This window comes from Acinetobacter calcoaceticus (genome assembly GCF_900520355.1).
GTDB lineage: Bacteria > Pseudomonadota > Gammaproteobacteria > Pseudomonadales > Moraxellaceae > Acinetobacter > Acinetobacter calcoaceticus_C.
This window is the reverse complement of sequence record NZ_LS999521.1, coordinates 436329-448842: the sequence shown is the minus strand read 5'-3', so window position 1 is coordinate 448842 and position 12514 is coordinate 436329. Positions and strand designations below refer to the sequence as shown.

Genomic DNA, 12514 nt, shown 5'->3' with positions numbered 1-12514 from the left:
AATGTTGCCTTTTATTTTATTAGCGAATTGGACATTCAAAATAGCGCGGATCATCCATACAACGCAGACGCTTCATCAGTTGAACAAAATAAGCATCGTAATAACCTGAAAGTACGTACTGATTGCGTATTTTTGCAACCATAACGTCATAGCTCTGTTTTTCATAAAAAGAGACATCTACCCAATAATAAGCAGGTAAATGATTTTCCCACTGGGTCGCACGGTTAGTCAGTAATTGACTGTTTTGAACAAACCATCCTCGAATTTTTCGGCCAAAATTAGCAGGATAAGCTTGTGGCTTAATAATTAAATTGACACCGAAATATGCCAAAGGAAAGTTAATGACTTGGACATCTGGCCCAAATTCTTTCTGTAAATTATAGGGCAATAATCCATATATAGGAGCTGGAACAATATCGATTTTGTCTTGCTTAAACTGAACAATTGCATTAGATAAATCAACATAAACTGGCTGACCACCCACACTTCGGACCAATGCCTGTTGTGGTGGATTATTTGGTAATACGCCAATACGTTGATTTCTTAATTGAGCAACCCTAGAGATTTTCTTATTTTTTAGGACCATATAAGCAGTGCCAATAGGAATCATCCCTACTGCTTCATAGTCCTTAGAAATGAGCCTTTTCTCGACTGTTGGATGATTTAAAAGCTGCAATAAGCTTTTAGCGGTACGATTATTAGGAATGAGCCCGATACCTGCGGTACTCCCCATAAACTGGTTATAACGATAAGTATTAAAATTAGATGCCGCTAAACCTGAACATTTACCCTCATCAAAAGCCTGTATGGCCTGTTGTTCTTTTTGATAAGTAACCACTTTAAATTTGACTTGATATTGCTGGGCATATAATCGAATGTCATTTAAACGACGTGTGATATCCCCTTGGGAACCAATCGGGTCATATGCACACCACACCTGATCCTCGGCCCAACTATAAGCTGTTGTTATGCTCAAAATAAGAGCTAAGCAAATTTTTTTCACTTTCAACCTTTTTATCTTTATCGGCAATTTGGCTGCCTCATCAGGTATTTCTATTCTTATTTAAAGTTTAATCAAAATTTTATTTTGTACCATGAACATTTAAACATAATAAATAGTCATTAAAGCAAATTGGATGCTCTAATTGAAAACCTGTTTGAAGCAAGTGTTTAGCATAAATTCTTTTACCTGAAGTGTGGTTCGATTCTAAAGTTAACTCGGGCAATCCCAATTGTTTTTGAAACCACAAGATAATTTCATGCAAGGGCAATGGTTGATTATTAGTCACAATATAGCTCGCTTGATCAGTTTCATAACGAGCCATAAAAGCCAAAAATCTTGCTAAATCATCAATATGTATTCGATTGCTATAATGTATATTTGGATAGCTTTGACTATTTTCAGCCATTTTCTTCAAACGGGTAACGGAAGTTCCATAAATACCTGTAGGGCGAACAATTACACATTGGTTTGGATAGTGCTTCTGCCAAAGTAGCTCCATAGTATGCAATATATGGCCTTGTGCATCACTTGGCTGAATTTCGCTAAAATCATCAATGATCTCTCCTGTATTTTCACCATATACCCGCGTAGAAGAGACTACAATTATTTTTTTTACCGGATGTATTTTTAATGCTTCTCGAATCGGTTCAATACTATCTACATACGTATGCTGATAGCCCTCAACCGTACCTTCTGTCGGGGAAAGTAAAATATATACGACATCTACAGGTTCAATTTTACTTAAATCAAGTTTAAAGATATCTTGAACTAGATGGGTTGCGTAACTATCCGTTTTTACACTACGGCTGATTGTGGTAATTTGATGTTCTTTCTCAAATAGTTGTTTAGCAACACGCTGAGATGTTTTACCATAACCGATAAATAATATATGCATAGAATACTCGTTGAGGGGACATGACTTCAGTCCATCAGTTACAAGGCGTTGGATCGGCTTCAGCAGCCCTGCTCGAAAAACTAAATATTTTTACCACAGATGATTTACTGTTTCATCTGCCACGTGATTATGAAGACCGCAGTACGATTATTGCAATGAATCAACTGGTGGTTGGGCGTAGCTATTTACTCGAAGGTGAGGTCAGATCAATTGATTTCCCTCCGGGAAAACGAAAATCTATGGCAGCCTTGGTTCAAGATGAATTCGGTAAAGTCACCTTACGCTTTTATCATATTTATAAAAACCTCACTGACAAAATAAAACCCGGTCATCGCTTACGTATTTTTGGTGAAGTTCGCGTAGGAGCGCGTGGCCTTGAGATGTATCATCCTGAAATTCACCTCATTAATGAACATACTCCCCTACCAAAGACCCAACTTACAGCAATTTACCCAAGTACTGAGGGTCTAACCCAACCAAAATTACGTGAGTATGTAAAACAAGCATTAAAACATCATAGTGATGCTTTGCCAGAGCTACTGCCTAAGCAATATACCAATGGCTATGCCCTCAAAGAGGCTTTGTATTACATTCATGAGCCGCCAGTTGATGCCAATATGGTTCAATTGGCCGAAGGTTCACATCCAGCCCAACAACGGCTTATTTTTGAAGAGTTGGTTGCACACCAAATTAGTTTACTTAATCGCCGTGCTTATATCCGTCAAATTGCATCTCCGGCTTTTTCAAGTAGTAAAATATTAGCTAAAAAGTTATTAGAAGCTTTGCCTTTTCAAATGACCAATGCACAAAAACGTGTATCTAAAGAAATTTTGAATGATTTAAAACAGCACCAACCAATGCTGCGATTAGTACAAGGCGATGTAGGCGCTGGAAAAACTTTGGTTGCAGCTGTAGCTGCTTGCCATGCTTTAGAAGCTGATTGGCAGGTTGCGTTAATGGCTCCTACCGAAATTCTTGCAGAACAGCATTATTTGAATTTTAAGCGTTGGTTTGAACCATTAGGTATTACTGTCGCATGGTTGTCTGGAAAACAAAAAGGTAAAGCGCGTGCTCAAGCAGAGCAGCAAATTAAAGAAGGTCATGCTGAACTTATTATTGGTACACACGCGTTATTTCAAGATACCGTTGGATTTGCAAAATTAGGTCTAGTGATTATTGATGAACAGCATCGGTTTGGCGTAGATCAGCGCCTAGCTCTGCGTAATAAAGGTGCTGAGCAGTTCACCCCGCACCAACTCGTCATGACAGCCACTCCTATTCCAAGAACACTGGCAATGAGTGCTTATGGTGATTTAGACACATCAATTATTGATGAGTTACCACCGGGTCGTACCCCAATTCAAACGGTTACGATTCCGCTTGATCGTCGTGAGGAAGTACTTCAACGAATTGCTTCGAATTGCAGAGATGGGAAACAGGCGTATTGGGTGTGCACACTGGTTGAACAGTCTGAAACTTTAGATGCTCAAGCAGCTGAAGCAACCTATCAAGAAATGAAAGAACGCTTTCCTGAGCTCCACATTGGCTTGGTGCATGGCAAAATGAAAGCCGACGAAAAACAATCGGTCATGCAAGCGTTTAAGAATAATGAATTACAGCTTCTTATTGCCACCACGGTCATTGAAGTTGGAGTAGATGTTCCTAACTCTTCTATTATGGTGATTGAAAATGCCGAGCGTTTAGGGCTTTCTCAGTTACACCAGTTACGTGGTCGTGTAGGTCGAGGCGCTCAAGCCAGTTTTTGCGTACTTTTATACAAAACGCCCCTTTCACAAAATGGGCAAGAGAGGCTTTCTATTTTAAGAGAGAGTAATGATGGCTTTGTGATTGCAGAAAAAGATCTGGAATTACGCGGACCAGGTGAATTACTGGGTACTAAACAAACTGGAGATATGGGATTTAGAGTAGCTCGTCTAGAGCGAGATGATCACTTACTCAGTCAAGCTCATTATGTAGCTCAACAAGTATTAAAAGATTACCCAGAACAAGCAGATGCATTATTAAAACGTTGGCTTCCAGAAGCGCCTCGCTACGCATATGTTTAGTTTCTTAAATCCGCAACATCTTATCCATTCACTATCACCTTGCTTGTTGTGTGAGTCAGGTGTGCGAGAAAAACATTCGCTCTGTAAGGACTGTTGGGGACAGTTACCTTGGCTTAAACAAACAATTCAGCGCAATAATCAATCAGTTCTTGTAGCCTGTGATTATGCATATCCAGTTAACCGGATTATTCAGCAGTTTAAATATGAACAAAAATTACATTATCAAATCTTGTTAGGTGAAATTCTACAGCAACTAAAATTTCCTAAAGTACAGGCTATTGTACCTATGCCAATTTCGAATCAACGCTTAATTGAACGTGGTTTCAATCAGTCTTTGTTACTCGCAAATATCTTAAGCAAGCAATTAAAAACACCTATTTGGCAGCCAGTACAACGCCTTGCCGAGCATTCGCAAAAAGGGCTTTCACGCTTAGAAAGACTTGAAAATATTGAACAGCAATTTATTGCACTCACTCATGAAAAACGGCGCTATCGCCGCATTCTCATTATTGATGATGTGGTCACAACCGGAAGCTCAATTTATGCCCTCAGTCAGGCAATAAAACAACTCGGATGTACATCCATTCATGCAGCTTGTTTAGCAGCAACTTTAACGAGCTAAGTTAATTAAAAAGTAGATAGATGCTGCTCACACCAAGGAATAACAACTTCACGAGTCAAGGGTGCGAGGTGAGTTTCTGAATCATTTAGCTCTATCCACTTCATTTCTGCAATTTCGGCTGCAATTTTAGGAACTTGATCGAGCTGAACAAGATATAAATGACTTACCAGAATATGATCTGGTTCATTCGCCGCTGCTGTTTCAAAACGTCCAAGAAATTGCTCAATTACACAAGAACTTCCAACTTCTTCTAAAATTTCTCGCTGCATTGTGATCTCTGGTGCCTCATTCGGTTCCAGCTTACCACCCACTTGCATAAAAGCATGGGTATTACGCTTTCTTACGAGCAACAACTGATTTTTCTCGTTCAAGATCACTGCAGCAGCGACCGTAATTGTTTTCACCTATTTAACCTCTTTATGGCTGAACATCAGCATTTATCCATTTGGGTTGCGGCGCCTTATAATGTTCAAATTGAGTTAGAATGGTTTCAATTTGATCAGAAGCAATTAACTTATCGACAAAGCGCGCCTGACTAAATCCATTATCCACTGTACCTTGAATCATTTTAAGTAAATCTTCATAAAAGCCAGCTACATTTAAAAAAGCACATGGTTTCTGATGAATACCTAATTGAGCCCAAGTCCATTGTTCAAAGATTTCTTCTAATGTGCCTGCGCCGCCTGGCAAAGCAATAAAACCATCGGAAAGGTCTGCCATTTTGGTTTTACGCTCATGCATATTTTCGACCACATATAATTTGGTTAAGCCCGGATGAGCTAACTCACGATCGACCAAAGCACGAGGAATTACGCCAATGACTTGTCCACCAGCTTGTAAGGCACTATCAGCGACAACACCCATTAAGCCCGAACGGCCACCACCATAAACCAAGGTTTTACCCTGTTTTGCAATTGCCTCGCCTGTAACTTGGGCAACTTGTTGGAAAATTGGGTTTGAACCAAGAGATGAACCACAGAAAATACAAATTGAATTCATAGTATAAAAACCGTTTTACTGAACTGTCATGCTGACAAACTAAACTATCGATAGAGTTTTTTTTTGCAAAATAGCGTATTAGCAAGTGTTTTTCGGCAAATCCTTGTCTAAAATACACCCATCCATTTCCATCAGACTGCGTGAGGAAAAAAGACACATGCTTGAAGCCTTTTATGCCACAGAACGCGGAAGTCTGGAAGATGCCACCATCAATGGTGGATTTGATCTACATCCCGAATTAGTCTGGCTTGATCTTATTGCCCCCTCTCAAGAAGAGCAACAATGGGTCTTAGATGCCTATGATCAAAACTTACCTACACTAAAGTCGCTTGAAGATATTTCATCCTCAGCACGATTTTACCGTGATGATGACGGTATTTTGCATATCAGCACCTATTTTTTAACGAAAAATAAAAATTATCAAGTTGATGGTGATGCAGAAGACTCATCGCACATTTTAGCCATGGTGCAAACGGTTGCATTTATCTTACATAAAGACCGTCTATTTACAATGCGTGGCGAAAAACTAGTGGCTTTTCGTGCCTTCCGTGCACGCGCTCGTCGCAACGACTACGACATGGACTATAAGGACCCCACATGGATTTTATTAGGTCTTCTTGAGGCAAAACTCGATGAGCTTGCGGATATTTTAGAAGATATCCACAAAGATTTAGAAAAATACTCTACTGAAGTTCTCAATAACCACCAACGTGAACAAATTCTAGATCTTGATGACATGATTACACGCCTAGCTCAACAAGAAGATATGTTAGGAAAAGCGCAGCTCTGTTTAATTGATTTGCGACGTGTACTTACTTTTTTATCACGTCCCCGCGCATTAGGCAGTCATATTTACGATGCAGATATTCGAGAACTTAGTGAGGATGTTCGCTCACTCGTAGAACATGATGCTTTCTTGTTCCAAAAAGTACGATTCTTGCTTGATACAACGTCTGGATTCATTAATACCGAGCAGAATGACACGATCCGTCGATTCTCGATTTTACCAAGTATGTTAGCTCCACCTATGCTCATTGCCAGTATCTATGGCATGAACACAGATGTATTACCTTTCGCACATGGTACGACTAGTTTCTTTATTGTTTTACTCATTATTATGGGCTTCTTTATTGGTCCCATCATTTACTTCCGCTGGAAAAAATGGATCTAAGCTTTGTAATAAAATGCTAATTCTAAGCATAAAAAAGCACCTATATTTAGGTGCTTTTTTATATTTTACAGATCAAATCAGATGTAGATCTTCCTGCAAATGGCAAGCTTGAATGATCTTCAGCATTTTTTCAGGTACATTTTTAAAATGTAAACCAGCTTTTTGTGGAGTCACTCGTAACCATTGGACTAAAACAGCCAATGCCAAGGTACTACCATGCTCAAGCTGTGTTAAATCTACCACCAAAGGGAAGCTTTGCTGCTTCTTAATGATAGCTAAACCTGCTTGATACTGTTGTTCCGCATTTTCAAAATCAATTTTTCCCGAAACAACCAATTGCTGGTTGAGATACTGAATCACTCTTCACCTACTTATTTCTGTTTTTTCTGATTTACAGCAGCATCTGCATCAGGTTGGAAGGTTGCAATGGCTTTAGTTAAATCACCACCATTACGCTTCACAGTTGCAGCAAACTGGTTACGGAACTGCAATCCTAAATCAATACCAGAAACATTGATATTACGGATTTTCCACTGAGTACCTTTATCAGCTAACTGGAAAGACACAGGAATTTTTTCACCATTGTGATTAAAGTCCAATGTCACTACAGGGTTTTTACCCGCAGTTGCTTTATAAGGACGCATTGTATAGCTTTGGTTCGTATACTTAGCAAATGCACTACCGTAATTTTCAATTAATGTATTACGGAAGTTTGTTTCAAACTGAGCACGTTGTTCAGCTGTACTATACTGATTTGTTGCATAAGTACCCATCACAATGCGTGTAAATGCTTGTGAATCAACATACGGGTCTAAATTCTGACGTACGATAGCCTTCACTAAAGCAGGGTTTGCTTGCAATTTAGCATGATCAGCTTTTAAACGAGTAATCAAACCATCAGCAACACGCTTGATAAACTCAGGCGGTGCTTCTGAAGGCGCAGCAAAAGCTGTACCGACAATCATGGTAGACAAAAGACTTGCTGTCAGGGTTTGTTTAAACAACGTATTCACCAGGAACCACTCCTTCAAATAATCTTTTACTCAACAAATGATGCTTGTGCACTGCTTGCAGGAGCATCTGCTTCTGTTGAGCCTGAACCGGCAGCAACTTTACCAGCCCCGCCACCAGTAATAAATTTACTAATTAAATCTTCTAAATCCATAGTTCCTTGAGTGTTTGAAATCGTGTCACCTCGTTTCAGGTAGTTCACACCACCGCCAGGTACAACTTTCAAATATTTCTCACCCAACAAACCATTCGTTGCTACCATTATATAAGCATCTTCATCAATACTAGTGATGGACGTCATGTTACTGGTCAGTTGCTGTTCCATTGTTTTTTGTTGCTCTGGAGAAGCTTGCGTATAATCCGAGCTATAACGCAATTCTTCCAGTGCATTTTTCTGAACTTCTTTTAATTGTTCAGGATTGAAACTTGTCAATTTGCCATCTAAACCAAATGTTACGGTAGCCAAACGCGTAACTGGATCAAGCGTAATTGAATCAACACGACCAATTGTAACACCACTCATTGTCACTTTAGCGCGCGGCTTTAGCCCATTGACGTTATCAAACTGAGCCTTCATGGTATAACTATCACTTAAGTTCGTACCAACAAGACCACTGACTTTCATCGCTAAAAAAAACAACGCAATACCGAAGATAATAACAAAGACACCAACGGCCAGTTCACTACTACGTGATTTCATTAAATCCCTCCGAACATGACCGCAGTCAACACGAAATCAAAACCTAAAACACATAATGAAGAATACACAACCGTCCGGGTCATTGCCGTTGCAATGCCTTCTGGTGTCGGATCACACGCATATCCTTGATATACAGCAACCCATGTACAAATCAAAGCAAAAACAATACTTTTAATAATCGTGCCATTGAAAATGTCATGCCAGAAACGCACTGTATTTTGCATACCACTCCAGAAGGAGCCTTCATCAGCACCCAAAAAGTCAACCCCGACCATCTTGCCACCAATAATACCAATGGCTGCAAATATCACAGTTAACATTGGCAAACTGACAATACCTGCCCAAAGACGTGGTGATACGATTTGCTTTAAAGGGTCAACACCGATCATTTCCATACTGGCAAGCTGTTCGCTTTGCTTCATTGAACCAATTTCGGCAGTCAATGCAGAACCTGCTCGTCCTGCAAATAGCAATGCAGCAACCACAGAAGCAAGCTCACGGAGTAGTGTTAATGAAATCGCTGTACCCAACATCGACTCAGCACCGAAAGTGACCAAAATGCTATACATCTGCAAGCCAAGAACCGCACCAATAAACAAACCAGAAACGGTAATAATAAGTAAGGACATCACACCTACGCGGTGCATTTGGTAACCGAAACGACCAAAGCCACCCTTGGTAGGAAATGAAAAAATAATCTGCAAGAGCATATGTGCCGCAGCACCAATGCCTCGAATCCGCTCAATAACGAGTCTACCTAACCAGGCAATCGTATTCATGGACGAACCTCGTTATTTAAATAAGTTTGATGACTAAACTGGTATTCAACCGGTCCTTCTGCCGAACCTGTTAAGAATTGGTGTACAAATGGAGAAGCATATTTTTGCAACTCTTCAGGTGTACCCTCTCCCTGAATTTTTCCTTCAGCTACCACATAGATGTAGTCAGCAATCGATAATGTTTCTGCGACATCATGCGAAACAATAATTGTTGTTAAATCTAACGCTTCACGTAGTGAACGAATTAAACGTGTCAAAACACCTTTCACAATTGGGTCTTGACCTGCAAAAGGTTCATCGTACATGATTAAATCGGGATCAAGTGCTATCGCGCGAGCCAATGCCACACGACGATTCATACCACCTGAAAGTTCTGTCGGCATTAATTGTTCAGAACCACGCAGACCCACCGATTCGAGTTTTAATGCAACCAGTTCAGCAATGAGATTTTCAGGAAGCTTAGTATGCGCTCGGATTGGAAACGCTACATTTTCATAAACGGACATATCCGTAAATAGAGCCCCACTCTGAAATAACATTCCCATACGTGCACGGGCTGAAAAAAGTTCCTGACGAGACATTTTGGCAATATCTTTAGTGTCGAGTAAAACTTCCCCCTGATCTGGAACAAGCTGTCCACCAATCAGACGTAATAAAGTTGTTTTACCTGTACCAGAAGGTCCCATAATGGCCGTAATCTGGCCTCGACGTATATTTAAACTAATATTGTCATAAATGACGCGTTCCCCTCGATTAAAACTCAAGTTTTTCACTTCAATAAGTGGTTGAGTCGAGAGAGGAGTTTTATTATTCATAATGGCAATCGTTCCTGCACTTTTATGCACGCATACTATAACACTGAAAATTAGCAAACTTGTTGTAATTTTGACAAAAGCAAATCGAACTTATTTTATAGAAATAGAAGAAGTATATTCGTAAAAAGAGGTCAATTCAGAAGCTTGGAATTGCTCAACAGAACTTCCATTTATTAAAGCATAGGCAAAGTAAACACCATTACACAAAACGAGTGCAATAAAAAGATAAGGCAAACCATGCTGAAGCAAAAGATTCTTCAATTGTGCCATTACTGTTTCTTTTCGCTTACTTTTACGCATTATTTAATAAAAAATTGAACCAATTCACATTTTGTTAGTTTATAACAAAACTGAAAAATAAAAAAGGCCAGTATTTTTACTGGCCTTTTTTCAAACTAAATATTGATTAGCGGTCGAATTTACGACGCGGCGGTTTATCATCAAAACTACGGCGCGGACGATCATCGCCACCGCCGAACGCTGGACGTTCACCACGTGGTTTATCATCGAAGCTACGACGTGGGCGATCTTCACCACCACCAAAGCTACGTTTTGGACGATCATCGCCACCGCCGAACGCTGGACGCTCGCCACGTGGTTTGTCATCAAAACTACGACGTGGACGATCATCACCACCACCAAAGCTACGTTTTGGACGATCATCACCACCGCCAAACGCTGGACGCTCACCACGTGGTTTGTCATCAAAACTACGGCGCGGACGATCTTCACCACCAAACGCTGGACGCTCACCGCGTGGTTTGTCATCAAAACTACGACGTGGACGGTCTTCACCACCAAAACTACGTTTTGGACGGTCACTCAAACCACCTTCACGACGTGGTTTATAATCTACGCGATTACCACGGTTGTCATCATTCGATTCAAAACGCGGTTTATCATTGAAACCACCTTCGCGACGTGGACGATCTGCACTGAACTCACGACGTGGACGATCTTCAAAACCACCTTCACGACGTGGACGGTCTGAATTGAACTCGCGACGCGGACGATCTTCACCACCGCCAAACGCTGGACGTTCACCACGTGGTTTATCATCGAAGCTACGACGTGGACGGTCATCACGACCACCACCTTCACGGCGTTTAAAGTTGCTTTCGCCTTCAAAACGACGACCGCCACCAAAACCACCGCCGCCACTACGACGACCATCACGACCACCGCCGCCATTACCACTACGGCCACGACCACCGCCATCACGACCTGAACGAGCAGGAGGTGGAGATGGCTCTAAGCCTTCAATTTCAGAAACACTCAAACGTGCTTCTAAGTATTCTTCAAGTGCACGAATCTTACCGCGTTCACGATAAGTCGCTAAAGTAATTGCTTGACCAGTACGACCAGCACGACCAGTACGACCAATACGGTGTACATAATCTTCATGCTTCATCGGAAGACCGAAGTTAATTACGTGAGAAATAGTCGGAACGTCAAGACCACGAGCAGCAACGTCAGTTGCAACTAAGATTTTTGCACGACCTTCACGAATACTACGTAAACGACGGTTACGAACTGTTTGTGGCATTGCACCATGAAGTGCAACAACAGAATGACCTGCTTCAGCAAGTTCTTCTGCCAACATATCTGTATCTTCTTGCGTGCTAGCAAAAACAACAGCTTGATCTAAGCTTTCATCACTTAACCAATGTGTAAGTAATTTTTTCTTATGTTCAAAGCCATCAGTCCAATGCAATGTTTGTGTAATATCTGTATTGGTTGAATGACCTGTTTCAATTGCGATACGCATAGGATCTTTCATCATGCATGATGCAAGACGAATGATACGATCAGCAAATGTTGCAGAGAACATTAATGTTTGTTTACGGTTAGCCGCTAATTCGCTAATTGCTTCTAAGTCTTCAGAGAAACCTAGGTCAAGCATACGGTCCGCTTCATCAACGATTAAAGCATCTACTTGATCTAATTTAATTTGACGACGATTCACCAAGTCAAGTAAACGACCAGGTGTTGCAACAACAACTTGCGCGCCTTTTAATTGTTGAATTTGTTTTGCAAATGGCATACCGCCCATAATGGCAGCAATACGAACACCTTTCATGTGACGTACAAGTGCAATTGCATCTTGACTTACTTGCTGTGCCAATTCACGAGTTGGTGAAATTACCAAAATATTCGGTTGAGTCACTGCTTTCATACGGTCTTTGAACGGTACAGCAGACTCTTGACCAGCTAAAGCATTTAATGTTGGAAGTAAGAATGCTGCAGTTTTACCAGAACCAGTTTGGCTTGATACGAGAAGGTCTTTACCTTCTAAAGCAGCAGGAATTGCTTGTTCTTGCACGGCAGTTGGGGTAGTAAAACCTAAACCTTCAAGCGCTTGTTGTAAGGTTTCATGCAAAGAAAATTCGGCAAAAGATTTGCTCATAGAGAGTTTCACCCTTGTGGGTGCTCCATTTTTAATAAATACAAAA

At 40.7% G+C, this 12514-nt stretch carries 14 protein-coding genes; 3 read left to right on the top strand and 11 right to left on the bottom strand.

Going from position 1 to position 12514, the window contains the following annotated elements; translation table 11 throughout:
- Nucleotides 1-19: 19 nt before the first annotated feature.
- Nucleotides 20-1003 (bottom strand): putative solute-binding protein, encoded by a 984-nt coding sequence (locus AC2117_RS02100; protein ID WP_133971626.1) that lies wholly within the window; start codon nt 1001-1003, stop codon nt 20-22.
- A gap of 79 nt (nt 1004-1082) precedes the next feature.
- A complete protein-coding gene (locus tag AC2117_RS02095; protein ID WP_133971624.1) occupies nt 1083-1898 on the bottom strand; it encodes an NAD-dependent epimerase/dehydratase family protein in 816 nt (271 codons plus the stop codon).
- A 20-nt stretch (nt 1899-1918) separates the two neighbouring features.
- Between AC2117_RS02095 and recG the strand changes: the two genes are divergently transcribed.
- Nucleotides 1919-3964 (top strand): ATP-dependent DNA helicase RecG, encoded by a 2046-nt coding sequence (gene recG / locus AC2117_RS02090; protein WP_133971622.1) that lies wholly within the window; start codon nt 1919-1921, stop codon nt 3962-3964.
- Nucleotides 3957-4586 carry a ComF family protein gene (locus AC2117_RS02085; protein WP_133971620.1) on the top strand — a complete coding sequence of 210 codons (630 nt, stop codon included), beginning with the start codon at nt 3957-3959 and terminating at the stop codon, nt 4584-4586. The genes recG and AC2117_RS02085 overlap by 8 nt, the downstream gene beginning before the upstream one ends.
- Before the next feature lie 5 nt (nt 4587-4591).
- On the opposite strand, the gene AC2117_RS02080 is transcribed toward AC2117_RS02085, so the two are convergent.
- Together AC2117_RS02080 and AC2117_RS02075 are read right to left on the bottom strand one after the other, a co-directional pair.
- Complete coding sequence (locus AC2117_RS02080) at nt 4592-4990, bottom strand: NUDIX hydrolase (protein WP_133971618.1); 399 nt, start codon at nt 4988-4990, stop codon at nt 4592-4594.
- A 13-nt stretch (nt 4991-5003) separates the two neighbouring features.
- Entirely contained in the window at nt 5004-5585 is a 582-nt protein-coding gene (locus tag AC2117_RS02075) for a TIGR00730 family Rossman fold protein (protein ID WP_133971617.1), read from the bottom strand.
- Between the two features lie 157 nt (nt 5586-5742).
- On the opposite strand from AC2117_RS02075, the gene AC2117_RS02070 reads away from it, so the two are divergent.
- Entirely contained in the window at nt 5743-6756 is a 1014-nt protein-coding gene (locus AC2117_RS02070) for a magnesium and cobalt transport protein CorA (protein ID WP_004639553.1), read from the top strand.
- Between the two features lie 72 nt (nt 6757-6828).
- Here the strand turns inward: AC2117_RS02070 and AC2117_RS02065 are convergent, their stop codons facing one another.
- The 7 genes from AC2117_RS02065 to AC2117_RS02035 all read right to left on the bottom strand — a co-directional run bounded on the left by AC2117_RS02065 (nt 6829) and on the right by AC2117_RS02035 (nt 12468).
- Nucleotides 6829-7116, bottom strand: a complete 288-nt coding sequence (locus tag AC2117_RS02065; RefSeq protein WP_042895242.1) for a lipid asymmetry maintenance protein MlaB — start codon at nt 7114-7116, stop codon at nt 6829-6831.
- 11 nt (nt 7117-7127) lie between these two features.
- The gene (locus tag AC2117_RS02060; protein ID WP_197730968.1) at nt 7128-7769 is read right to left on the bottom strand and encodes a phospholipid-binding protein MlaC; all 642 of its coding nucleotides are present in this window, start codon (nt 7767-7769) and stop codon (nt 7128-7130) included.
- A gap of 26 nt (nt 7770-7795) precedes the next feature.
- A complete protein-coding gene (locus AC2117_RS02055) occupies nt 7796-8467 on the bottom strand; it encodes an outer membrane lipid asymmetry maintenance protein MlaD (RefSeq protein WP_133971615.1) in 672 nt (223 codons plus the stop codon).
- The gene (mlaE, locus tag AC2117_RS02050; protein ID WP_005038455.1) at nt 8467-9246 is read right to left on the bottom strand and encodes a lipid asymmetry maintenance ABC transporter permease subunit MlaE; all 780 of its coding nucleotides are present in this window, start codon (nt 9244-9246) and stop codon (nt 8467-8469) included. Before mlaE ends, AC2117_RS02055 begins: the two co-directional genes overlap by 1 nt.
- Entirely contained in the window at nt 9243-10061 is an 819-nt protein-coding gene (locus AC2117_RS02045; RefSeq protein WP_133971613.1) for an ABC transporter ATP-binding protein, read from the bottom strand. Before AC2117_RS02045 ends, mlaE begins: the two co-directional genes overlap by 4 nt.
- 90 nt (nt 10062-10151) lie before the next feature.
- On the bottom strand, nt 10152-10361 hold the full coding sequence (locus AC2117_RS02040) for a hypothetical protein (RefSeq protein WP_133971611.1): 210 nt from the start codon (nt 10359-10361) through the stop codon (nt 10152-10154).
- A 106-nt stretch (nt 10362-10467) separates the two neighbouring features.
- On the bottom strand, nt 10468-12468 hold the full coding sequence (locus AC2117_RS02035) for a DEAD/DEAH box helicase (RefSeq protein ID WP_133971609.1): 2001 nt from the start codon (nt 12466-12468) through the stop codon (nt 10468-10470).
- Nucleotides 12469-12514 lie beyond the last annotated feature (46 nt).